This is a genomic window from Ferrovibrio sp. (assembly GCF_041906005.1).
GTDB lineage: Bacteria > Pseudomonadota > Alphaproteobacteria > Ferrovibrionales > Ferrovibrionaceae > Ferrovibrio.
Window position 1 is genome coordinate 269,483 of sequence record NZ_JAYRJY010000002.1, and the last position, 22,997, is coordinate 292,479.

Sequence of the window (22,997 nt, forward strand, 5' to 3'; positions counted from 1 at the left end):
GGCGCGCCATGCATCGAATTGCACCGGGGCTTGCCCTGCTTCTGCTTCTGGGCGCCTGTGCCGGCCCCGTCGCCGACCGCGCCTTCGAGGGTATCGCCACCCAGACCGAACGGCAGATCGGCCAGCGTCCCGTCTGGATCCGCAGCGAGGCCGATGAACAGGCCGTCCGCGCCGCGCTGGACCGACTGCTCGCGAAACCCATCAGTGCAGATGACGCGGTGCAGATCGCGCTGCTGAACAATCGCCGCCTGCAGAGCAGGCTGTCCGAACTGGGTATCGGCGCCGCCGACCTCACGGCGTCGTGGCGACCGGCCAATCCCGGCATCGGGTTCAGCCGTCTTCACCGCAGCGGTGAAGTGGAGATCGAACGCAGCTTCAGCATCGATGCGCTCAGCCTGCTGGCTTTGCCGCTGCGCGCGGGCATCGAGGCCCGGCAGTTCGAGCGGACCAAGCTGCAGACCGCCGGCGAAATACTCACTCTCGCGGCACAGACCAAACGGGCCTGGTACGAGGCGGTCGCCGCCGAACAAACCGCTCGCTATATCGAGACGATGCGTGAAAGCGCATCGGTGCAGGCAGAACTGGCCAAACGCATGTATCAGGCCGGCAACTGGGGCATGCTGGATTACGCGCGCGAGCAGTTGTTTTACGCCGATGCCACGGCACGGCTGGCACGCAGCCGCGTGAGCGCCACGGCCGCGCGCGAAAAGCTCGCCCGCCTGATGGGCCTATGGGGCGACGACCTGCGTTTCACCCTGCCCGAACGCCTGCCGGTGCTGCCGGCCAAACCGCGCGAGGCCCGCAATATCGAGGCCGAGACCATCGCCGGCCGGCTTGATGTGAAACAGGCGCAGGCCGAGCTCGAAGCCGTGCGCAAGGCTTATGGCCTGACCAATGCCCTGCGGTTCGTGAACGTTCTGGAAACCGGCTTCGTGCGCAAAAGCGAGGAAGGCCGCTCCGACAAGGTCGGTTATGAAATCCGGCTGGAAGTGCCGATCTTCGATTTCGGCGACGCCAAGGCCACCAAGGCCGAACAGACCTGGCGGCAGGCGGTGAACCGGCTGACCGATACCGCGGTGGATGCCCGCTCGGCAGCGCGCGAAACCTGGCTGACCTACCGCACGGCTCATGATCTTGCCCTGCATTACCAGACCGAGATCCTGCCGCTACGGCAGAAGATCGGCGAAGAGATGGCGCTGCGCTACAACGGCATGCTGGTCAGCGTGTTCGACCTGCTGGCCGATGCACGGGAGCAAATCGCCGAGGTCACTGCCGCGCTGGAGGCGCAACGCGATTTCTGGCTCGCCGATACCGACCTCACTTTCGTCACCCTTGCCGCAACCCGAACCGGGAGCTGATGCCATGCTCACCCGTCGCACCCTGCTCGCCGCCACCGGTGGCATCGCCGCCGCAACCGTCGCCCGCTCCGCGCTGGCCGCCCTCCCTGAACCGGCCTATTCACAAGGCCCCGGCACCGCGCCGCCACCGCAACCTTCCACCGGCCGGCCCTTCCATCCCGTCGTCACGCTGAACGGCTGGTCGGCCCCCTGGCGCATGAACAATGGCTGGAAGGAGTTCCATCTCGTCGCCGAGCCGGTGGTGCGCGAGATGGCACCGGGCATGAAAGCCAATCTGTGGGGCTATAACGGCCAGTCGCCCGGCCCGACCATCGAGGCGGTGGAAGGCGACCGCGTGCGGCTGTTCGTCACCAACAAGCTGCCTGAACACACCACGATCCACTGGCACGGTCAGATCCTGCCCAGCGGCATGGACGGCGTGGGGGGCCTGAGCCAGCCACAGATCAAGCCGGGCGAAACCTATGTGTATGAGTTCGAACTGAAGAAATCCGGCACCTTCATGTATCACCCCCATGCCGATGAGATGGTGCAGATGGCGATGGGCATGATGGGATTTTTCGTGGTGCATCCACGCGATCCGAACCAGTACCGTGTCGACCGCGATTTCGTGTTCCTGATCAATGCCTATGACATCGAACCCGGCGCGGCCACGCCCAAGATCGCGACCATGACCGAGTTCAACCTGTGGAGCTGGAACAGCCGGGTCTTCCCCGGCATCGACCCGCTGGTGGTGCGGCAGGGCGACCGCGTGCGCATCCGCATGGGCAACCTGACCATGACCAACCACCCGATCCATCTGCATGGCTATGACTTCTCGGTCACCTGCACCGATGGTGGCTGGGTGCCGCCCTCGGCGCGCTGGCCCGAAGTGACCATCGACATGCCGGTGGGAGCCATGCGCGCCTTCGAGTTCGACGCGGTGAATCCCGGCGACTGGGCCTTTCACTGCCACAAGTCACATCACACCATGAACGCCATGGGCCACAATGTGCCGACCATGATCGGCGTCGATCACAAGCATGTGGCCCGCCGACTGGTGAACCTGATCCCGGATTACATGGTGATGGGCGAACGCGGCATGGCCGATATGGGCGAGATGGAAATGCCCCTGCCCGACAACACCCTGCCGATGATGACCGGACGCGGCCCGTTCGGCCCCATCGAGATGGGCGGCATGTTCAGTGTGGTGAAGGTGCGCGAAGGCCTGGCCCGCGACGATTATCGCGACCCGGGCTGGTACAAAAATCCTCCGGGTACCGTTGCCTATAAATGGAAAGGATAGACCGATGAAGACCGCTACTCTTGTTCTGACTCTTGGCTTGCTGGCCGCTCCTGCTCTTGCCGCCCCTGGACATAGCGGCGGCCATGGTAGCCATGGCGGGGGCCATTATGACGGCCATGCCGCCGCCCTGGGTGAACCGGGCGACCCGAAGGCGAAAGCCCGCACCATCAGTATCGTCATGTCCGACGAGATGCGCTTCAGCCCCGAGACCGTGACGGTCAAACGCGGCGAGACAATTCGTTTTGTTGTCAAAAACAACGGCCAGCTCAGGCATGAAATGACGCTCGGCACCATGGACGAGCTGGTCGAGCATGCCAAGGTGATGGAACAGCATCCGGATATGGAGCATGACGATCCCAATGCCGTGACCGTGGAGCCCGGCCAGAGCAAGACCATCCTGTGGACATTCACCAAGGCCGGCAGCTTTGATTATGGCTGCCTTGTGCCCGGTCACATGCCGGCCGGCATGAAGGGCCGGATCATCGTCCGCTGATTACTGGAGAGCATCATGAGACAGTTCACCGCAGCCGTTATGGCCGGAATGATCACCCTGGCCAGTGGGCCATTATGGGCCCAGACCGGCACAACCGAAGGCGAAGTGCGCCGCGTCGACAAAACGACCGGCAAGATCACCCTGCGCCACGGCCCCATTGCCGGCGAACTGGATATGCCGGCCATGAGCATGGTCTTTCAGGCAAAGGATGCCTCCCTGCTGGACCGGCTGAAACCCGGCGACAAGGGCAGGTTCGTCGTCAGCAAGGATGATGGCGGCTACTGGATTCTCTCGGCCGAACCGGAGAAGTAGAATGTGGCGTTACGTGCTCATGGTCCTGATCGGCACAGCGATGGTCGGAACTGCCGGTGCGCAGGACGGTATGGTCGCCGTGCAAAAGCCGGCACAGCTCAGCCCCTTGGCCGAACAGGGCCGCATCGCGTTTGGCAAGACCTGCGCGCAATGCCATGGCGACTGGGGCCAGGGGAACACCAAACAGGGGCCGCCGCTGATCCACAAGATCTATGAATCCTCGCATCATGGCGACATGGCCTTCCTGGTCGCCATGGCCCAGGGCACGCGCCAACATCACTGGCGGTTCGGCAACATGCCGCCGCAGCCCGCAATCGGTCGCGAGGACGCGATTGCCATCATACGCTTCGTACGCGAGGTGCAGAAGGCCAACGGCATCGACTGAGCTAATGTCCGCGTCGCTTGCGGGTTGCCGCCGCCTTCTTGGCCGAGGCAACGCGGGCTGATTTCGGGCGCGCGGCCGATGCCGCACCACCCTTGCGGCCACCTTTTTTTGCTGGCGCCTTGTTGGTCGGCTTGCCGACACCGGAGCCACTCTTGCGGCCGCCGCCGGTCATCTTGTTCACCGTGGCCCAGGCGCGGCGCTCGGCTTCACCCTCGCCGACGCCGCGCTTCCTGTAGCCCTTCTCGATTTTCTCGGCCTGGCGTTTCTGCTTCTCCGTGTATTTCGATTTGTCGCCACGCGGCATGATGCCCTCCTGCGAATATATGCCTCTCCGCATCGCAACCGCGCCGCCGCCAAATGGTTCCGCACTGGCATGTGGCTGTGACTTTTATGGGAGAATGACTTTCCCGCAACCGAAACCGGTTTGCCGGCTGCATATCTCTCCCCACATCAGGCTGGTTCAAGCAGAAAAGGAGGATGCAATGAGAATCAGTGAAGTCATGAGCCGGGATGTACATATCGCCTCGCCCATGCAGACGATTTCGGAGGCCGCACAGGCCATGGCCGCCCATGACATCGGCAGCCTGCCGGTGGGTGAAAACGATCAACTGGTCGGCATGATCACGGACCGTGACATTGCCATTCGCGGCGTTGGCAAAGGCTGCGCGCCGGATACGCCGATCCGCGACGTGATGACCCGCGACATCAAATACTGTTTCGAGGACGAAGACCTTGCCCATGTCACCAAGAACATGGGCGACATTCAGGTCCGGCGTCTGCCGGTGGTGAACCGCGACAAGCGGCTGGTTGGCATTATATCGCTGGGCGACATTGCCCTGGATGGTCATCCACGGCACACCGTCGACATGGTCCGCAAGGTTTCCGAGCCTGGCGACCAGCATAACCAGAGCCTGGCCGGCATGCGGTGAGACATTGTCCTGATCTGAGCCCGGCACCAGGCCGAGCGGATAGATCAGGCGAGATCAAGCACCACGTTGCCCGTGAAGCGACCCTGCTCCACCGCTTCATGGGCAGCGGCTATTTCATGCAGCGGAAAACGCGCCGCGATGGTATGCCGCAGGGCCTTGGCCGTCAGCAGTTCATGCAGGTCGGACAGGGCTTTTTCACGTTCGGCCGGCAACAATTCGTAGACCACGAAGAACCGCAGGGTAATGCCGCGAAACAACAGGTCGCGGAATGGCACCGGCACCTGCTCCATGCTGTTGGAGCCATAACTGACCAGCTCGCCATGCGGTCGCAAGATGCCCTGGGCAAGCATCGCGGCGGTGGAGGAAAAATCCATGTCGACCACCGCATCGGCCCCGACGCCGCCGGTCAGGTCCTTCACGCGCTGAGCGACGTCCTCACGCTTGTAATCGATCACCTCGGCGACGCCCGCGGCCTTGGCATGGGCAGCCTTCTCGACCGAACCAACCGTGCCAATCACCCTGGCGCCGCGCCGGGCCGCCACCTGGGCGACATAATGGCCAACCGACGTGGCCGCGCCGATCACCAATACGGTACGCCCCTTGATCGCGCCCAGCAGGTTGACCGCATGGATCGCGGTCAACGCCGGAATGCCGAAACAGGCACCGGCATCAAAGGCCACATCGTCGGGCAATGCCACCGCCTGCTGCGACGGCAGCACGATATACTCGGCCGCTGTGCCAAATGGCCGTTGCCACTGGCCGTTCCAGGTCCAGACCCTTTGGCCGACACGAGAGGCCGGCACATCCGGCCCAACGGCGTCGATGACACCGGCACCGTCGCTGTGCGGGACAATCCGTTCGGCGATCAGGGGGCGGCCGCGACGGCTTTTCACATCCGAGGGATTGACGCCGGATACATGAAGCCGTACCCGCACCTCGCCACGCCCGGGCTCCGGCGTTGGCAGTTCGCCAACCTCCAGCACCTCGCGCGCCGCACCGTTTTTGCTATACCAAGCTGCCCGCAACGCCGCCTCCCTCATCATTCTACCGCAGCAGATTAGGCAAGGGCCGCGCGGCAGACAACTGAATGCCGAGACGGCGAGTGCTCAGACGGCAAAATAGGATTTGATGCGCTGCACGATGGCGGCATCATTGCAGGCATAACGGGCCGCGACCACGTCATCGGTCACCCGCAGCACTTCCGCCTCGGCGCGGAAATCGAGATTGAGCCCGGCGCTACGGATTTCCACCGCAATAGACAGCTTGTCGCCGATCGCCATGCCGGGCGGACAGGGACCGAACAGCAGGCCGACCGGGCTCCAGTTGCGCAAAGGAATGCGCAAACCCTGCACGATCACCGCGTCGTTGGGCCCACCCTGGCCGCGCTGGATATTGCGCTGACCATTGGGCTTCACTACTGCGGCAAGCTGGCTGCGGAACTGATCCAGCAGCCTTGCCTTGCGTTGATCGGGAATATCGGCACGGACCAGCGCCTCGGAAATCGCGGCGGCCAGGGTCGCGAATTCCTCGCGCGTCGCCTGCGGTCCCAGGAACTGGGTCTTGAAATCGCGATGCTCCATGTAATGCGACAGGATGCCCTGCAACTCGAAGCGGGCATTGCCCTCTTCCACCTCGCGATACAGCCCGAGCAGGAACAGCAGTTTGCGCGCGATATCCGGTTCTCGGGCCAGGATCGGATTGAGCAGTTCCGGCGTGGCGAAACGGGCAAAGCGCCGCGCCAGGTTGGTCTGGATCGCCGGATCGCCGGCCAGCATTGGCCGCGCCGCGAGGCGCTGACGCAGCATCTGCAGCCCCTGCCATTCCAGATAAGGCTCATTGCTGAATAACGGCAAACTGCCATCCAATGCTTCAGCCAGCTTTTCACAGATCGCGGCCCGGCTATGCGACAGAGCCATGGCATCGACGGTTTGCCGCAAACGTCTCAACACCTCGGGAACATCGGATGGCAGGTTCTCGCCGGCCAGTCCCAGGCAGATATCGATCAGGCGGCGCCGGCCGGCTTCGCCATACAGCGATGGCGCGGCCGGTTTCAGGCGCAGGATCTCGGACAGGGTCTGATCCGCCAGCGCATGGCTTTCATTTCCCAGTCCGGCTTCCAGCAGATCGAGACACAGACCCGCCTTGGCTTCCCAGCCATCGCTGGCCGCAACCAGGCGAGCGACGACAACACCGTCCCGCACCCATTCATCGATCATGGTCCCACGCAGGAAACCCTGCTGTTGCGCCTCGGCGATGGCGGTCAGTGTTGGCAATTTCGCCGCCTGGGCTTCGACACGGCGCATGGCCGCTTCGGCCAGCGCGGTGAGCTCCTTCATGCGCTCCAGAACGGGGCGCTTGGTGTGCTGCCCCTGCAGCAGGGCGATGCGCTGCAGGATTTCCTGGAACCGCGCGCCATCGTCCAGCAGAGCCTTGTGCTGCGCCGGCTCGAAAACCAGTTCGGTGGCCGTGATGGCACGCCGCTCCAGGTAACCCCGGGCAACCTGGAAGATCAATTCGCGTGCCGGATCGGCAAAGGTTTCAGCTTCGGTTTCGCAGAACATGACCCGCTCTTTTGGCGGAATTCAGGGAAAGGCCGGCTCAATTAGCGGTATAGCCGGCGGTTGTGCAACCCGGGAAAGCCGAGAGAAATCAAATACTACCAGTGAATGCTTAATTTAACCATCTAAACTAGTACATATCACCGTCCCGCCGGGCAAGACCACAATCGGCCTTACTGCCCGACCCAATCCTGCCGCGCCGGCTCCGGGACCAGGTCGTTGGTGTCCCACGAGAAGAAGATCAGTGCCGCCCATTCCTTCTTGTGCGCGAAACCATAGACCGGATCGAGCGACTGGATCAGCAGGCCGGTCCTGGCGTTATAAGCCGTGGCCGCCACCTTGATCACGCCCTGCTGGGTGTCGCGCTTGAACAGCGCGATCTCGGGCATCTGTACCTGCCCGGCCAGCGGTATTGGCACGCCGAAATCGGGAATGCCGAACAGCGTCTTGTCGCGATCCACCGAGATGGCGCCGACGCGCGGCTCGATCACGATGTCAGCCTTGCCCTTGTCGTCCACCAGATCGCTGCCCTTGCGCAGGATGCGGTCGCGGATGGTGCCTAGCAGGTATTTGCTGTCGGTGCCTTCCACATAGGCGGGATCGACGAACACCTTGCTGCCTTCGGGCAGGCTGAAGGCCAGTTTGTCGGCGGCGCGTTCGGCGGCGGTGGAGAACAGCATCTGCTCGGTGGCCGTGCGGCCCGGCTCGGTGGTGCGCTGTGTGGAGCAGGCGACGAGCAACAGACAAAGCGTGGCAGGCAGGAACAGGCTGCGAAGCATCGGACATCCTTGATCTGGGATGCCCCTGCATGCCGCAGAAAAGCGGCAGAAAAAAGGCCGGGGTTTTGGGGCCCGGCCTTTTATCGTTGCATGTCGCGGCGATCAGCCCGCCAGTTTCTTTTTCAGCAGATCGTTCACCGCCGCCGGATTGGCCTTGCCGCCCGAGGCCTTCATGGTCTGGCCGACGAAGAAGCCGAACAGCTTGTCCTTGCCCGAGCGATATTCCGCCACCTTGTCGGCATTGGCCGCCATCACCTCGTCGATCACCTTCTCGATCGCGCCGGTATCGGTGACCTGCTTCATGCCCTTCTCTTCCACGATGGTGGCGGCATCCTTGCCGGTTTCCACCATCAGGGCGAAGACATCCTTGGCCAAGCGGTTCGAGATCGTGTTGTCGCTGATCAGGTCGACCAGGCCGCCCAGCTTCTCGGCCGTGATGGTGAACTCGTCCATCGACTGGCCGGACTTGTTCAGCACGCCGAAATACTCGGTGATCACCCAGTTGGCGCAGAGCTTGCCGTCGCGGCCCTTGGCGACCTTCTCGTAGAAATCAGCCGACTCCTTTTCGGCCACCAGAACGGCGGCGTCATAGGGGCTGAGGCCCAGCTTCTCGATGAAGCGCGCCTTCTTCTCGTCGGGCAACTCCGGCAGGGTGCGGGCGATCTCGTTCACCCATTCGCCATCGAGTTCCAGTGGCAGCAGGTCGGGATCAGGGAAGTAGCGATAGTCATGCGCTTCTTCCTTGGAACGCATGCTGCGCGTCACGCCCTTGGCCGTGTCGAACAGGCGGGTTTCCTGATCGATCTGGCCGCCCTCTTCCAGGATTTCGATCTGGCGGCGGGCTTCGTATTCGATGGCCTGCTGCACGAAGCGCACGGAATTGACGTTCTTGATCTCGCAGCGTGTGCCCAGGCCCTCGCCCGGCCGGCGCACCGACACGTTGACGTCGGCACGCATGGAGCCTTCGTCCATGTTGCCGTCGCAGGTGCCGAGATAACGCAGGATGGTGCGCAGCTTCTTCAGGTACAGCCCGGCCTCTTCCGAATTCCGCATGTCGGGTTCGGAGACGATCTCCATCAGCGCTACGCCGGAACGGTTGAGGTCGATAAAGCTTTCGCGCGGGCTCTGGTCATGCAGGCTCTTGCCCGCATCCTGCTCCAGGTGCAGGCGGGTGATGCCGATCTCGCGCGTGCTGCCGTCGGGCATGTCGAGCAGCAGTTTGCCCTCGCCCACGATCGGCTGCTTGTACTGGCTGATCTGGTAGCCCTGCGGCAGGTCGGCGTAGAAGTAGTTCTTGCGGTCGAACACCGAATGCAGGTTGATCTGCGCCTTGAGGCCCAGCCCCGTGCGCACCGCCTGCTCGATGCAATAGCGGTTGATCACCGGCAGCATGCCGGGCATGGCGGCATCCACCAGGCTGACCTGATGGTTCGGCTCGGCGCCGAAATTCGTTGCCGCGCCGGAGAACAGCTTGGACTTCGACAATACCTGGGCATGGACTTCCATGCCGATGACGATCTCCCACGGACCCGTGGCGCCCTGGATATAATCTTTCTCAGCCATGTTACGACCTCCACCAGGCGGTGGGTTTGGCGGTGAAATTCGCGGCCTTCTCGACCGTGCGGCCAACACGCAGCAGGGTCGCCTCGTCGAACGGGCGGCCGATCAGCTGCAGACCCCAGGGCAGACCGTCGGCACTCAGACCGGCGGGCAGCGACATGCCGGGCAGGCCGGCCAGGTTCACCGGCACCGTGAACACGTCATTCAGGTACATGGTGATCGGGTCGTCGGTCTTGGCGCCCAGCGGGAAAGCGGTGTTCGGCGCGGTCGGCGTCAGGATGGCGTCGACACGCTGGAAGGCCTGCTCGAAATCCTTCTTGATCAGCGTGCGCACGCGCTGCGCCTTGGTGTAGTAGGCGTCGTAATAACCGGCCGACAGAACGTAGGTGCCGATCATGATGCGACGCTGCACCTCGCGGCCAAACCCTTCGCCGCGGGTATTCTCATACATCTCGATCAGGTCCTTGCCCGGCACGCGCAGGCCATAGCGCACGCCGTCATAGCGGGCGAGGTTCGACGAAGCCTCGGCCGGCGCCACGATGTAGTAAGCCGCCAGCGCGTAATGGGTGTGCGGCAGGTGGATGTCGACGATCTCGGCGCCGGCATCCTTCAGCCACTGCTTGCCCTGCTCCCACAGCGCCAGGATTTCCGGATTCATGCCGTCCATGCGGTATTCGCGCGGAATGCCGATGCGCAGGCCCTTTACGCCCGCTTCCAGACTGGCGGTGTAATCGGGCACCGGGGTATCGACCGAGGTGCTGTCCTTCGGATCGAAGCCGGCCATGGCCTGCAGCATCAGCGCGGAATCGCGCACGCTGCGGGTCATCGGGCCGGCCTGGTCGAGCGAGGAGGCAAACGCCACGATGCCCCAGCGCGACACGCGGCCATAGGTGGGCTTGATGCCGGTGATGCCGCAGAGCGAGGCCGGCTGGCGGATCGAGCCGCCGGTATCGGTGCCGGTGGCGCCCAAGGCGAAGCCGGCGGCGACGGCCGCGGCCGAACCGCCCGACGAGCCGCCGGGCACCAGTCTGGTGCCGTCCTGCGCGCGCCAGGGATTGATGGCGGGGCCGTAGTAGCTGGTCTCGTTCGACGAGCCCATGGCGAATTCGTCGAGGTTCAGCTTGCCCAGCATCACCGCACCGGCCTGCCACAGATTGGCGGTGGCGGTGCTTTCATAGGCCGGCTTAAAGCCGTCGAGGATGTGGCTGGCCGCCGTGGTCAGCACGCCTTCGGTGCAGAACAGGTCCTTGATGGCGAGCGGAATGCCCTCCAGCAGGCCGGCCTTTCCGGCGGCGCGGCGGGCGTCAGAGGCCTTGGCCATCTCCAGCGCCTTTTCCGGCGTCTCGGTGATCATGGCGTTCAGCGGTTTGGCCGCCTGCATGGCCTCGATGCTGGCCTGGGTCAGTTCGACCGAGGTGAAATCCTTCTTCGCCAGTCCCTCGAGGGCGCCGGCAATGGTGAGCGAAGCGGGATCGACAGTCATCACTCGACCACCTTCGGCACGGTATAGAAATCGCCCTGGCGCTGCGGCGCGTTCTTCAAAACGGCTTCCGGCTTGCCGCCGTCAGTCACTTCATCCTCGCGCTGGCGCAGCTTCATCGGCATCACCGAGGTCATCGGCGGGATGTTGTCGGTATTCACCGCCTGCAGTTCCTCGACGAAGCTGAGGATGCTGTTCAGTTCCGAAGTCATGGCGTCCAGCCGCTCCGGCTCCATCTTCAGCCGGGCCAGCTTGGCGATTTTCGCCACCGCCGTTCTATCCAGTGACATGCGCTGTCCGTTCCGTGGTAGTAACTGGGGAGAATCCCTTTGAAATTGCGGCGGAAAGTATCACTCGTGACCGGCCCCGGCAACCCCGCTCCCCAGCCCGTTAAGTCCTTGTTCCGTCCGGCAGAAGGCCCGATCCGGCTGGATATCGGCCAGCGTTATCTCGGCTTCGATCTGGGCACAAAAACCATCGGACTCGCGCTCTCCGATGCCGGGCACCGGATCGCCAGCCCCTACCAAACCCTGCCGCGCAAGAAATTCACCCAGGACGCCGCCGAACTGCAGAAGATCGTGGCGAAGGAAGGCGTCGGCGCCCTGGTGCTGGGCCTGCCGGTGAACATGGATGGCACGGAAGGCCCGCGTTGCCAGGCGACGCGGGCCTTTGCCCGCAACCTGTCGCAGCTGATCCCCCTGCCCGTCGCCCTGTGGGACGAGCGCCTGAGCACGGTGGCCGTGCAGCGCATGATGACCGAGGAAGCCGATCTGAGCCGCGCCCGCCGCGCCGAGCTGGTCGACAAGCTGGCCGCCGGCTACATCCTGCAATCCTATCTGGACTGGCTGGCGCAACAACCGGGTTAAGTGGCGCGCGTCACCCAGGCATTGTGCTGCAATTCGTAGACCTCGACGAATTCCGGCAATTCGAGCAGGAAATCCATATCTTCCGGCAGATGATGCACGCGACGCACGTCATCCCCGCCGCTCCAGGTGCGCATTGCCTCCATGGCCGGCCAGTAGGAAATCACCATGAAATGGGCAACATCGCCCTCGTCATTGCGGAACATCTGCACACCGAGGTTGCCTTGCTTGCTGGCGATCAGGTCGCAACTTTTCTGCAGGATCGCCGCATACTCGTCGGCGCGGGCGGCCGGCGTGCGCCCTTTCCAAATCCGCGCGACCGCCGTTCTGCGGTGGGGCCATGAGGTGACGATGTCCTGATGGCTGGCGAGCGTCATGCGATTCTCCAGTAACCGTCATAATGGTTATAATGAATATACAATGGCCCGCCACTGCGGCAAGCCGCAACAGAAACGTCGGGGCGGCGGTAAAGTGCCAGGGGCTCAGCCCGGGTGGATTTTCAGCAGCGCGGTGGGCGGCACACCGTTGTGGAACGGCCGGTCGTAGAGCCCAATCACCATGAAGCGCAGCAAGGCGGCGACGCTGAAGATCGCCAGCCTGATCTGCTTGGCGCGCGGGCGGTCCGACATGCACCATGGCAATCGTTACCTGCAGGCCGGCAAAACGAAGCCCGTCTTCCCCAATATTTCGCGACCCGCGGACCCGGTTTCCGTATGGATACCATAACTATGGTTGAGCCCCAGTGAAAGATCGTCCGGGCCGGGAGTTTCCGCTGGGCCAAGGGGGATTATCTGCTAGTCTTGTTCCAACCGGCGAGACAGCCGGAGGAAACAGCCATCGTCCGTCCCGCAGGCCCCATGACCGATTTCGCCCTTCCCGCCGGCCATCAACCCACCGCCAACAAAGACATCAAGGTGATGGCCCTGGTGGGCGCGGCCCATGGCTGCAGCCACTTTTTCCAGCTTGTGCTGCCGTCGCTGTTTCCCTTCCTCAAGGAGGCCTTCCAGGTCAGCTATACCGAGCTGGGCATCGTCACCACCATGTTCTACGTGGTGTCGGGTGTACTGCAGACGCCGGCCGGCTTCCTGGTCGACCGCATCGGCGCGCGCAACGTACTGATCGGCGGACTGGGGATTTTCTGTTTCGGCATCCTGATGCTGTCGCTGGTGCAGAGCTACTGGCTGCTGATGCCCGTGATGCTGATCGCCGGCCTGGGCAACTGCGTGTTCCATCCCGCCGATTATTCGATCCTCAGTGCCAGCATCGACCAGAAACGGCTGGGCATGGCCTATGGCACGCATACCTTTGCCGGCAACCTCGGCTGGGCGCTGGCGCCCGCGCTGATGGGCGGCGTGGCCGCTTTCGCCGGCTGGCATGCCGCGCCGGCCGTGGCGGCCGTGATCGGGCTCGGCATCCTGGCCGCACTGGTGCTGAACCGCGAGTTGCTGAAAGACGATGCCGGCCTGGCGCGGCGCGAGAAGAAGGCCGGAACCGAGACGGCCGGCAAGGCGGTGCCGCTCGGCCCGCTGCTGACCCTGCCGGTGCTGATGTGCTTCGTCTATTTCATGTTCAATTCCACCGTGACGGTGGGCCTGCAGAACTTCATGCCGGCGACGCTGCTGGCGCTGTATGGCACGCCGCTGGCCATCGGCACCACGGCGCTCACCGGCTTCCTGCTCGCTTCCGCCGGCGGCATCCTGGTCGGCGGCTGGGCGGCCGATCGCGGCCTGAAGGTGGAGATGAGCGTGATCGGCGGCATGCTGGGCGGCGCCGCGCTGATGCTGCTGGTGGCGCTGGTGCCGATGCCAACCATGGCGATGATCGCCGCCATCGCTTCAGCCGGTTTCCTGATCGGATTCACCGTGCCCTCGCGCGACCTGATCGTGCGTGGCGCCACGCCCAAGGGCGCGTCGGGTCGCGTCTTCGGCTTTGTCTATTCCGGCCTCGATGCCGGCTCGGCGTTGGCGCCGCTGGTGATGGGCCAGTTGCTCGACCACGGCCATGCCGATGGTGTGCTGATCTTCGTTGCCGCCGTGCTGGCCTGCGGCATGTTCACGGCGATTACCGTGCGCCGCCGCTCGCAAACGCAGACGACGCAGGCGGTCTAGCGGTTCAGCCAGCCCAGCAGTTCGGCATCGAACAGCGCCGGTTCCTCCAAGAAGGGCGCGTGGCTGCTGCGTTCGAAGACGCGGATGGTGAGGTCGCGGAATTTCTCCCGCACCGCTTCCCAGCGCCAGGGCGGCGGCACGAGAAAATCGTGGCGGCCCAGTCCGAGGAAAACCGGCCTGTCCAGCGCGTCCAGGCCCCGCGTGATGTCGATGTCGCGGAAGACCTCGCCCCAGACATGGTCGAACATGGTCATGTTGGTCTCGACGCCCTGCCATAAATGGCTGGCGTCGAAAGTCGGATCGAACCAGCTTTTGGGGCCTGTCAGCAGGCAATATGTCACGAAAGCCTTGTCCGGCGCCGCCGCGATGGCGGCCGGCAGTTTCGCCATGTTCTGCGCCAGCAGGGCCTTGCGCTCGGGGCAGACTGACTCGTCCAGATAACGTTCGGCGGCGGCATGGCCGGCCGGCGAATAATCCGGTGCCACGTTCAGCATCACCACATGCGAGACATTCTGCGGATAGGCCTTGGCATATTCCAGCGCCATAAAACCATGGCCGGAATGCCCCAGGATAGTCACCTGGCCCAGCCCCAGTTCGCTGCGCACACGTTCGATGTCATTCAGCAGCAGCGGCAGGGCATATTGCGACTTGTCGGGGCAGGCATTGCCCGGCGCGAAGCCGCGATGATCCATGAATGCGAGCTTCAGGTGGTGGCGCAGGTTGCCGGAGAAGCAGCGCGGGTAATACAGCGCGCTGCCGACCACCAGCACCGGCCGGCCCTCGCCCTCGATGCGGTATTGCAGATTGAAACCGTCGCAGGCGATCACGCCCTGCCGAGAATCAGACATGACATTCAGTTTGTATCGTGAACGGTACAGTTCTCGGATGCCGTCTTGCACCAGCCGCGCAGGCCGCCGGCAAACATCGTCGCCGGATCGGCGCAGGCCGACAGTAGGAACAGAATCGAGACAAAGGTCAGCACGCGCATGGCATCAGCTCGGCAGGGTTTCGGCGGTATAGGTCTTGTTGATCACCTGCCAGCGGCCATCCAGCCGGATGAGGCTGAGATAGTCGGTGAAGAAACGCGGCAGGATGGCACAGTTCACCTTCACCATGGCCGTGTCGGGGCCGGTGATGTCGACCGACAGTACGCGGTCATGCTCGCGGGTCTGTCCTTTGGCTTTGGGCGAGGGCCGGCCCTCGATCAGCTTGCACCATTCCTCGCGCGGCACATTCACCAGTTTGCCGTCGATGGCGGCGAACAGGCTGGAGGCCGGATGGAAAGCCTGGCGGATCTTGGTCGTGTCGCCTTCATACAGCCCATCCAGATAGGTCTGCACGGTGGCGAGGATGTCGTTGAGCTGCGGATTATTCATGCATGCCTCCCTGTCCGGGCCGCAACAGACCAGCACCGGCCACGAGTCGTCAAGCCCAGTATTGCAGTCATACATTTCGGCTTCCCTTGGTCGGAACAACCGGTCATCCTGCCACTGCGGAGGCAGCATGCGCGTTACCTGGATCGACATGGCCGACAGGCCCGCCCATCATCTGCACGGGCAAGCGGTCGAGATCACCGGCTGGCCGACCCGCATCGATCCGGAAGACAGCAATGCCCCCCAGGCCATCACCGAAGAGCCGGCTTGCTGCGGAGGCTGCCTGCCGGTCGATCCATCCCGCTTCATCATGCTGGCGACCGATTTGCCGGCGCAGCTGGAGGCTGCGCCGCTCTGCGTCTCCGGCATTCTGCGCCGACGGGATGAAGATGGCTCGTGGTATTGGGAAATCCAGCCGACCAGCATCCGCCCGGCCATTGCCAATGAATCCGTCATTGCCCCCGGGTTCACCCGCCGCGGCATGCTGGCCGCTGGCCTTGCAGCCGGACTTGCATCATGGATACCGGCCGCCATCAGCCAGGCCGCACCCAGTCTTGCCGATATTGACGCCGCCCGTGAATGGCTGACCGGTCACACCACAATGGATCTGCACAGCCATGGCGGCGCGGTCACCACCAGCAGATCGGGCAATCGGACACGGCCGTTTGTGCCGCTGGCGGACCCCATGCGGAGTGGCCGCATGGCGGTGATCTGCCTCGCGGTGGTAGCGGACCGGATCGCGACCCGGGTGGAGGAGCGGCGCATCCGTACCGTGCGCGAGCCGGAGCCCGGCGAATTATACGCCTATATTCATGATGCATTCACGCGCCTGCATGAACTGGTGCAGAACCAGCAGCTTGGCATCGTTACCGACGCGAAAAGCCTGCTGGCCGCCAGTGCATCGACACCTGCCGTGATCGTCAGCAGCGAAGGAGCCGACTTCCTGGAGGGCAAGATCGAGCGCGTCGACGAGGCATTCGAACGCTGGCAAATGCGATGTCTGCAACTGACGCATTACCGTGTCAACGAACTGGGCGATATCCAGACCGAGCCGGCCGTGCATGACGGCTTGACCGACTTCGGCGCCGCCGTGATCCAGCGATGCAACCGGCTGGGCATCGTGGTCGACGTCGCCCACGGCACTTACGATCTGGTCAAACGCGCGGCGACGGTGAGCGATAAGCCACTGATCCTGTCGCATACTGCGCTGAACCCGCAGCCGTCACGCTACAGCCGCACGATCAATCCGGATCATGCCCGCCTGATCGCGGCAACCGGCGGTGTGATCGGTATCTGGCCACCAGCCAGCAGCTTCCCGACCCTGACCGCACTGGCCGAAGGCATGGCACGCATGGTGGATGTTGTTGGTGTCGACCATGTCGGTCTGGGCACCGATATGCTGGGCTTGATCAGCCCGGCCATCCTCAACAGCTATGAACAACTGCCCGATCTGGCGGCTGCCCTGTCGGCGCATGGATTCGGCAAGGATGAAACCCTCAAACTGCTCGGCGGCAATCTTCAACGGGTTTTCCTGGCCTGTCTGCCCTAAATCGCCCTAAATCTGTCGCCGAACCGGTCAGGGCTGCCGATGGTATTTCAGCGGCAGCAGATCGGAAGGATGATAGGCCCGCAGGCCCTGCTCGGCATCGGCCAGCAGCACGCGGGCTTCGGGCGCGAAATCGCGCAGCATCTCGCGGCAGATGCCGCAGGGCGCCACGATCTGCACAGTCTGGTGCTGCTCGGTCGGACGCGGATGGCGCACCGAGACAATATCGGTGATCGGATCGTCGGGCCCTGCTCCATCGGCCATGGCCTGCCCCACCGCCACCGCTTCGGCGCAGACCGAGGCACGGCCGACATAGGTATCCAGATGCAGGCCGGTGACGATCTTCCCTGAGCGTGTGCGCAGGGCCGCCGCGATATGATGCCGCCCGACCGCATAGCGCCGCTTGATCAGCGCCGTGGCGGCATCGATCAGGGCCTGGTCGTCCGGGGTTATCGCGGCGGTCATGGTCAGCCCAGTTGCGCCAGCGCCTCGGCGAGCTTCTCAGCCATGGCGGTCTGGGCGGCACGGCGCTCGCGCTGCTCTTCCACCACCGCTTCCGGCGCGCGCGAGACGAAGGTGGCATCGCCAAGCTTGGCATCGATCTTGGCAATCTCTGCCAGTGCCTTGTCACGCTCCTTGGCCAGACGGGCCTTTTCCTTGGCAATGTCGATCACATCGGCCAGCGGCAAAACGAAAGTGGTGCCATCCACCACGATACGCGCGCAGCCCGAACCTGTCGGCGCCGCCTGCTCCATGGTGATGGTTTCGATACGAGCCAGCCGCTTGATCGGATCGCTGTGGCGCAGCAGGCGGCGAACCAGTTCCGGGTCGTCGCCCACGCCCTGCATGGCGATCTTGGCGCCGGCCGGCACGTTCAGGGCCGAGCGCGCGGCGCGCACCGCCTCGATCAGACGGATCAGCCAGTCGATCTCGGCCGAGGCGGTCTTGTCTTCCGCCCGCGCGCCGTCATTCGGCCAGTCGCGCAGCATCAGGAAGCTATCTGGCGCGCCATAGAGCTTCTCCCACAGCTCTTCGGTGACGAAGGGCATGAAAGGGTGCAGCAGATGGATGAGCTGGCGCAGAACATAGGCGCAGGTGGCCTGCGTCTCGGCCTTCAGGGCTGCGTCCTCACCGGTCAGCGCCGGTTTGATCAGCTCCAGATACCAGTCGCAGAACGTGCCCCAGGTGAAATGATACAGCGCGCCGGCGGCCTCATTGAACTTGTAGGCTTCCAGCGCGGCATCCACATCGCGCACCGCCTGGCCCAGCCGGCCGAGAATCCATTTGTTGACCGTGCCCTGTGGCGTTTTCGGATCGAAATTGTCGGGCAGCGCACAGCCGTTCATCTCGGCAAAGCGGGCCGCGTTCCAAAGCTTGGTGGCAAAGTTGCGGTAACCCTCGACGCGCTGCTCCGACATTTTCACGTCGCGGCCCTGGGCGGCGAAGATGGAGAGCGTGAAGCGCAGGGCATCGGCGCCGTATTTGTCGATGATGTCGAGCGGGTCCATCACGTTGCCCTTCGACTTCGACATCTTCTGGCCCTTCTCGTCGCGGACCAGGGCATGGATGTAGACCGTGTGGAACGGCGCCTTCTTGGTGAAATGCAGCCCCATCATGATCATGCGGGCGACCCAGAAGAAGATGATATCGAAGCCGGTGACCAGCACGTCGGTCGGGTAATGCGACTTCAGCACCGGCGTCTGTTCGGGCCAGCCCAGCGTGGAGAACGGCCACAGCGCCGAAGAGAACCAGGTGTCGAGCACGTCTTCGTCGCGCTTGAGTCCAACGACCTTGCCGTAGTGCCTGTCGGCCTCGGCCTGCGCCTCGGCCTCGTCATAGGCGACAAACACCTTGCCATCGGGCCCGTACCAGGCCGGAATCTGATGGCCCCACCAGAGCTGGCGCGAGATGCACCAGGGCTGGATGTTGCGCATCCACTCGAAATAGGTCTTTTCCCAGTTCTTCGGCACGAACTGGATGTCGCCCTTCTCCACCGCCTCGATGGCCGGCTTGGCCAGCACGGCCGCGTTCACATACCATTGCTCGGTCAGCCAGGGCTCGATCACCACCTGCGAGCGGTCGCCATGGGGCACCATATGGGTGTTGGGCTCGATCTTCTCGATCAGGCCCAGCTCTTCCAATTCGGCGACGATCTGCTTGCGCGCCTTGAAGCGTTCCAGGCCGCGGTATTTCTCCGGCACATTCTCGTTCAGATGGGCGTGCTTGTCGAAGATGTTGATCATCTCGAGGTTATGGCGCTTGCCCACCTCGAAATCGTTGAAGTCATGCGCCGGCGTGATCTTCACCGCGCCCGAGCCCTTTTCCGGATCGGAATATTCGTCGGCCACGATGGGGATTCGGCGACCGACCAGCGGCAGGATGGCGAACTTGCCGACCAGGCCTTTGTAGCGCTCGTCTTCCGGATGCACGGCGATGCCGGTATCACCCAGCATCGTCTCGGGGCGTGTGGTCGCCACGGTGATGAAGGTATCGGCCATGCCCTCGACGGGATAGCGGAAATACCACAGATGCGACTTCACCTCATGCTGCTCGACCTCAAGATCCGAGATCGCGGTCAGCAACTTGGGGTCCCAGTTCACCAGGCGCTGATCCTTGTAGATCAGGCCCTCGCGATACAGTTCGACGAACACCTTGCGCACGGCATGGCTGAGACCATCATCCATGGTGAAGCGTTCGCGGCTCCAGTCGCAGCTTTCGCCCAGGCGGCGCTGCTGACCTGTGATCATGCCGCCGGATTCCGCCTTCCATTCCCAGACGCGCTGCACGAAAGCCTCGCGGCCCATCTGGTGACGGTTCATCTGCTTCTCGGCCAGTTGGCGCTCCACCACCATCTGGGTGGCGATGCCGGCATGGTCGGTGCCCGGCTGCCAGAGCGCGTCGCGGCCGCGCATGCGCTGCCAGCGGATCAGCACGTCCTGCAGCGTATGGTTCAGCGCGTGGCCCATATGCAGGCTGCCGGTCACGTTCGGCGGCGGCAGGGCAATCGTGTAGGGCTTGCCCTGTTTCACGCCAACCTTGAACGCGCCGCTCTCTTCCCAGGCCTTGTAAAGGCGGGCTTCAACATCCTGCGGGGAATAGGTCTTGTCCAACATGGGCGCAAACTCAGGTCTGGCTGATCAGGGGTAAAGCTGGGAAAGGGCCGAAAATAAAGACGATCCGGACCCGCAAGTCCAGACTTGCGGGCCGGCGCGGGTCTTTAAACAGGCCCGGAAAAGCCGGATTTTAGAGGTGGTCCTGCTCTTCTTCCGCCTGGATGGTCAGACGGGCGACCTCGCGCTCGACGATACGCTGGACGATGGTGGCCAGATGGGCGTCCAGCCACTCCTTCAACATCGGGCGCAGCAGTTCCTTGACCAGCTCTTCCAGCGTGCGCTGGGAATTGCCCATGGCCATGGCGCGCGAGCCGGCCACGGCACTGGAAAGCTGGCCCAGATGGGCGGCGGCGCGGCTGGCGATCGGCGCGGAGACCAAGCCTTCCACGTCGTCGCGTACGACATCGGTGAGTTCGAGGATGTCTTCGCGCGGCGGCGGTGGCGGCGGCGCTGCTCGACGCGGCGGTGGCGGCGGAGGCGGCGGAGGCGGTTCGTAAGCGGGCTCGGGTTCCGGCGCGGCCATCATGGCCGGCTCGGGTTCAGGCTCGGGCTCCGGGACCGGTTCCGGTTCGTAAGCCGGCTCGGGCTCAAAGGCAGGCTCCGGCTCGGGCTCCCGCGCGGCCATCGTGGGCTCGGGCTCGAATTCCGGCTCGGGTTCGGCGGCCGGCGGCGCAGCCGTCTCCTCGGCAGGCGGCGCGGGCTGCTGATCGGCTCCGTCCTCGGAAATGATCCGGCGGATGGAGGCAAGGATTTCCTCCATCGTCGGTTCATTCTGACCAGCTTTTGGGTCGCTCATCCCTCGCCCGACACATCCTGCACCCGGGACCAACAGGGGTCCGGGGTTGCGTTACATTTTGGCGGCAGCCGAAAACCGTGACGAACGGCCATCGCAACGACGCAAGCCAACGCCGAATCATCGGTCAATGGTATGCGCAGCAAAGATAACCGAACTGTTAACCTGGGTTAAGGGATTTTTCCCCAAATTCCCGGCCCGGTTACGTTTTTCGCCCGATTCGCAACAAAATCCGGGCTCGAACGGCGGTTAATCGGCCGTCAGGCCGCCATCCGTGCCGAACCACTTGTCACGCACCCGCTTGTAGTTGGTCTCGGGGTCGTAATACTCGACCGGAAGCGCGAGCTGACGCGCGCCGAGACGGCCAACGGACGACAGCAGGGTATAGCCGGCCACATATTCGTCACGGCGGGCGCGGACTTCGGCCACCCGGGCATCGAGATATTCCTGCTCCTGATCCAGCACGTCCAGGGTGGTACGCGAACCGACCTCGGCTTCCTGCTGCACGCCTTCCAGAGCGATGCGGGCGGCCTCGACCTGCGCACGGCGCGCCGTGATGTTGGACCGCGCGGTGCTGAGGTTTTCCCAGGATTGCGTCACCGACTGGCGCACGCTGCGGCGCTGTTCCTCGACCTGGATGCGACGCTGGTTATGGGTCTGCTTGCGTTGACGTGTCTGGCTGTAGACCGAACCGGATTCATACAGCGGCACCGTCACCGACAGCGCAATCTTGGCGGATTCATAATCGACATGGCTGGTCGTGGTCTCATCCGCCTTGGTGGCGGTGCCATTCAGCGACACAGTCGGCAGCAGCGAACCGGAAATCGTGCGCACGTCATGCTTGGCCGCCACCTCGCGGAAACGCGCGCCGAGCAGATCGGGGTTGTCTTCATAGGCAATCGCCAGCGCCTCTTCTTCATTGGCGGGCAGTTGCGGCAGCGGCGGCGGCTGTACCAGCGTGCCGGGCGTTTCGCCCATCACACGGGCCAGCACGGCACGCGACGAGATCAATGCGCCTTCGGCCGAGATGCGGTCAGCCGTGGCGCGGCTCAGGCGCGATTCCGCCTGGGCAACGTCGGTGCGGGTGATTTCGCCCACGCGGAAGCGCTCACGGGTCGCCTCCAGCTGGCGGCGCAGCACTTCCTCGTTATTGCGGTTGAGGTCCAGCACAGCCTGATTCTGCACCACATCCATGTAGGCCGTGACGGCATCGAGCAATACGCGACGTTCGGTGCTGGCCAGATCCTGACGGCCAGCGAGTACCAGTGCTTCAGCGGCTTCGGTGGCCGACTCCGTGCGGCCGCCACGATACAGCGGCTGCGCCACGGAAAGCTGCAGCGTGCGCGGCGTGATCACGGCATCGGGCGTTGAAGACGAAGTCTGGCGATAATCCTGGGTCAGTCGACCGACTTCACCCGTGACGCTCACAGTCGGGCGCCAGCCGGACAGTGCCTGCGGCACGCCTTCATCGGTCGCGCGCAGGGAGGCCCGCGCCGCCAGCAAGGTCGGATTATTGTTATAGGCCGCGCTCAACGCATCCGAGAGAGATTGCGCCGTGGCAGGCTGCACAACGGCGACGCATCCCAGCGCCAGGGCCGAAGCCAGCAAAGCAGATTTGAAGCTCATTACGCCCACCTGTCCTTATTTATCCATTCACCCCGTTATGCCGCGTCGAGCCCGATCGTATTCCCTGAATTCTTGCTTTTTGGTTTTTCTTGGATACGCCACTCAATACGTCGCCAGCGACGGATCGATCTGCTCCGCCCAGGCATGAATGCCGCCGGCGAGATTGATCGCCTGCGAAAATCCGTTCTGCCGCAGCCAGGCGGTCACCTGCCGGCTTCGGCCACCATGATGGCACATCACCACCAGCGGCTTGTCGACAGGCAACTCGCCGATACGCTCGGGCACCTGCCGCATCGGGATGTGGCGGGCGCCATCAAGCGCAACCGTCGCCAATTCCCAGTCTTCCCGTACATCGAGCACGACGACATCGCGGCCGGCCCGGTGCCAGGCACTGAGTTCGGCAACATCGATTTCGACAGGTTGTTCGATTTGGGACATC

Annotated in this window: 26 protein-coding genes; 9 read left to right on the forward strand and 17 right to left on the reverse strand. The window is 63.7% G+C overall.

All coding sequences use genetic code 11. The features are described from left to right. Positions 1 to 8 precede the first annotated feature (8 nt). The 5 genes from ACE3OO_RS18485 to ACE3OO_RS18505 are packed head-to-tail and all read left to right on the forward strand — an operon-like array spanning position 9 to position 3,830. Entirely contained in the window at positions 9 to 1,358 is a 1,350-nt protein-coding gene (locus ACE3OO_RS18485) for a TolC family protein (protein ID WP_374305172.1), read from the forward strand. A gap of 4 nt (positions 1,359 to 1,362) precedes the next feature. Continuing rightward, complete coding sequence (locus ACE3OO_RS18490) at positions 1,363 to 2,640, forward strand: multicopper oxidase family protein (protein WP_374305174.1); 1,278 nt, start codon at positions 1,363 to 1,365, stop codon at positions 2,638 to 2,640. Positions 2,641 to 2,644: 4 nt separating this feature from the next. Continuing rightward, a complete protein-coding gene (locus ACE3OO_RS18495; RefSeq protein WP_374305176.1) occupies positions 2,645 to 3,133 on the forward strand; it encodes a plastocyanin/azurin family copper-binding protein in 489 nt (162 codons plus the stop codon). Between the two features lie 15 nt (positions 3,134 to 3,148). Continuing rightward, complete coding sequence (locus ACE3OO_RS18500) at positions 3,149 to 3,445, forward strand: copper-binding protein (RefSeq protein WP_374305178.1); 297 nt, start codon at positions 3,149 to 3,151, stop codon at positions 3,443 to 3,445. A 1-nt stretch (position 3,446) separates the two neighbouring features. Continuing rightward, positions 3,447 to 3,830: a cytochrome c gene (locus tag ACE3OO_RS18505; RefSeq protein ID WP_374305180.1), complete on the forward strand. Its 384-nt coding sequence runs from the start codon at positions 3,447 to 3,449 to the stop codon at positions 3,828 to 3,830. A 1-nt stretch (position 3,831) separates the two neighbouring features. On the opposite strand, the gene ACE3OO_RS18510 is transcribed toward ACE3OO_RS18505, so the two are convergent. Then, the gene (locus tag ACE3OO_RS18510) at positions 3,832 to 4,134 is read right to left on the reverse strand and encodes a plasmid stabilization protein (protein WP_374305182.1); all 303 of its coding nucleotides are present in this window, start codon (positions 4,132 to 4,134) and stop codon (positions 3,832 to 3,834) included. Positions 4,135 to 4,330: 196 nt separating this feature from the next. On the opposite strand from ACE3OO_RS18510, the gene ACE3OO_RS18515 reads away from it, so the two are divergent. Further along, positions 4,331 to 4,759, forward strand: coding sequence for a CBS domain-containing protein (locus tag ACE3OO_RS18515; protein ID WP_374305184.1), 429 nt, complete (start codon positions 4,331 to 4,333; stop codon positions 4,757 to 4,759). A 44-nt stretch (positions 4,760 to 4,803) separates the two neighbouring features. Here the strand turns inward: ACE3OO_RS18515 and ACE3OO_RS18520 are convergent, their stop codons facing one another. The 6 genes from ACE3OO_RS18520 to gatC form a co-directional block, all read right to left on the reverse strand. Next, the gene (locus tag ACE3OO_RS18520; protein ID WP_374305186.1) at positions 4,804 to 5,784 is read right to left on the reverse strand and encodes an NADPH:quinone reductase; all 981 of its coding nucleotides are present in this window, start codon (positions 5,782 to 5,784) and stop codon (positions 4,804 to 4,806) included. An 81-nt stretch (positions 5,785 to 5,865) separates the two neighbouring features. Beyond that, positions 5,866 to 7,320: a hypothetical protein gene (locus ACE3OO_RS18525; RefSeq protein WP_374305188.1), complete on the reverse strand. Its 1,455-nt coding sequence runs from the start codon at positions 7,318 to 7,320 to the stop codon at positions 5,866 to 5,868. Positions 7,321 to 7,490: 170 nt separating this feature from the next. After that, positions 7,491 to 8,096 (reverse strand): DUF6655 family protein, encoded by a 606-nt coding sequence (locus tag ACE3OO_RS18530; protein WP_374305190.1) that lies wholly within the window; start codon positions 8,094 to 8,096, stop codon positions 7,491 to 7,493. Between the two features lie 102 nt (positions 8,097 to 8,198). Further along, positions 8,199 to 9,659: an Asp-tRNA(Asn)/Glu-tRNA(Gln) amidotransferase subunit GatB gene (gene gatB, locus ACE3OO_RS18535; RefSeq protein WP_374305192.1), complete on the reverse strand. Its 1,461-nt coding sequence runs from the start codon at positions 9,657 to 9,659 to the stop codon at positions 8,199 to 8,201. Between the two features lies 1 nt (position 9,660). Then, positions 9,661 to 11,139, reverse strand: coding sequence for an Asp-tRNA(Asn)/Glu-tRNA(Gln) amidotransferase subunit GatA (gene gatA, locus ACE3OO_RS18540; protein WP_374305194.1), 1,479 nt, complete (start codon positions 11,137 to 11,139; stop codon positions 9,661 to 9,663). After that, positions 11,139 to 11,426, reverse strand: a complete 288-nt coding sequence (gatC, locus tag ACE3OO_RS18545) for an Asp-tRNA(Asn)/Glu-tRNA(Gln) amidotransferase subunit GatC (protein WP_374305196.1) — start codon at positions 11,424 to 11,426, stop codon at positions 11,139 to 11,141. Before gatC ends, gatA begins: the two co-directional genes overlap by 1 nt. Before the next feature lie 108 nt (positions 11,427 to 11,534). Here gatC and ruvX point away from each other — a divergent pair, with 108 nt between their 5' ends. Beyond that, complete coding sequence (gene ruvX / locus ACE3OO_RS18550; protein ID WP_374305198.1) at positions 11,535 to 12,002, forward strand: Holliday junction resolvase RuvX; 468 nt, start codon at positions 11,535 to 11,537, stop codon at positions 12,000 to 12,002. Here ruvX and ACE3OO_RS18555 read toward each other — a convergent pair. Continuing rightward, complete coding sequence (locus ACE3OO_RS18555; RefSeq protein ID WP_374305201.1) at positions 11,999 to 12,376, reverse strand: antibiotic biosynthesis monooxygenase; 378 nt, start codon at positions 12,374 to 12,376, stop codon at positions 11,999 to 12,001. The two genes, ruvX and ACE3OO_RS18555, sit on opposite strands and share 4 nt — an antisense overlap. A gap of 105 nt (positions 12,377 to 12,481) precedes the next feature. After that, positions 12,482 to 12,628, reverse strand: a complete 147-nt coding sequence (locus tag ACE3OO_RS18560; RefSeq protein ID WP_374305203.1) for a hypothetical protein — start codon at positions 12,626 to 12,628, stop codon at positions 12,482 to 12,484. A 228-nt stretch (positions 12,629 to 12,856) separates the two neighbouring features. On the opposite strand from ACE3OO_RS18560, the gene ACE3OO_RS18565 reads away from it, so the two are divergent. Continuing rightward, positions 12,857 to 14,107: an MFS transporter gene (locus ACE3OO_RS18565; RefSeq protein WP_374305205.1), complete on the forward strand. Its 1,251-nt coding sequence runs from the start codon at positions 12,857 to 12,859 to the stop codon at positions 14,105 to 14,107. On the opposite strand, the gene ACE3OO_RS18570 is transcribed toward ACE3OO_RS18565, so the two are convergent. Genes ACE3OO_RS18570 through ACE3OO_RS18580 form a run of 3 tightly spaced genes read right to left on the reverse strand, consistent with a single transcriptional unit; the run spans position 14,104 to position 15,483 of the window. Continuing rightward, positions 14,104 to 14,955, reverse strand: coding sequence for an alpha/beta fold hydrolase (locus tag ACE3OO_RS18570; RefSeq protein ID WP_374305207.1), 852 nt, complete (start codon positions 14,953 to 14,955; stop codon positions 14,104 to 14,106). The two genes, ACE3OO_RS18565 and ACE3OO_RS18570, sit on opposite strands and share 4 nt — an antisense overlap. A 5-nt stretch (positions 14,956 to 14,960) precedes the next feature. Continuing rightward, positions 14,961 to 15,095 (reverse strand): hypothetical protein, encoded by a 135-nt coding sequence (locus ACE3OO_RS18575; RefSeq protein WP_374305209.1) that lies wholly within the window; start codon positions 15,093 to 15,095, stop codon positions 14,961 to 14,963. Between the two features lie 4 nt (positions 15,096 to 15,099). Continuing rightward, positions 15,100 to 15,483 (reverse strand): nuclear transport factor 2 family protein, encoded by a 384-nt coding sequence (locus ACE3OO_RS18580; protein ID WP_374305211.1) that lies wholly within the window; start codon positions 15,481 to 15,483, stop codon positions 15,100 to 15,102. Between the two features lie 127 nt (positions 15,484 to 15,610). On the opposite strand from ACE3OO_RS18580, the gene ACE3OO_RS18585 reads away from it, so the two are divergent. Further along, positions 15,611 to 17,029, forward strand: a complete 1,419-nt coding sequence (locus tag ACE3OO_RS18585) for a dipeptidase (RefSeq protein WP_374305213.1) — start codon at positions 15,611 to 15,613, stop codon at positions 17,027 to 17,029. Between the two features lie 27 nt (positions 17,030 to 17,056). On the opposite strand, the gene ACE3OO_RS18590 is transcribed toward ACE3OO_RS18585, so the two are convergent. From ACE3OO_RS18590 to ACE3OO_RS18610, 5 genes are all read right to left on the reverse strand, one after another. Next, entirely contained in the window at positions 17,057 to 17,491 is a 435-nt protein-coding gene (locus tag ACE3OO_RS18590) for a cytidine deaminase (protein ID WP_374305215.1), read from the reverse strand. Between the two features lie 2 nt (positions 17,492 to 17,493). Further along, the gene (locus ACE3OO_RS18595; RefSeq protein ID WP_374305217.1) at positions 17,494 to 20,139 is read right to left on the reverse strand and encodes a valine--tRNA ligase; all 2,646 of its coding nucleotides are present in this window, start codon (positions 20,137 to 20,139) and stop codon (positions 17,494 to 17,496) included. A 130-nt stretch (positions 20,140 to 20,269) separates the two neighbouring features. Then, positions 20,270 to 20,935, reverse strand: coding sequence for a DUF2497 domain-containing protein (locus tag ACE3OO_RS18600; protein ID WP_374305219.1), 666 nt, complete (start codon positions 20,933 to 20,935; stop codon positions 20,270 to 20,272). Between the two features lie 246 nt (positions 20,936 to 21,181). After that, positions 21,182 to 22,558, reverse strand: coding sequence for a TolC family outer membrane protein (locus tag ACE3OO_RS18605; RefSeq protein ID WP_374305221.1), 1,377 nt, complete (start codon positions 22,556 to 22,558; stop codon positions 21,182 to 21,184). A 102-nt stretch (positions 22,559 to 22,660) separates the two neighbouring features. Further along, entirely contained in the window at positions 22,661 to 22,996 is a 336-nt protein-coding gene (locus ACE3OO_RS18610) for a rhodanese-like domain-containing protein (protein WP_374305223.1), read from the reverse strand. Between the last annotated feature and the right edge of the window lies 1 nt (position 22,997).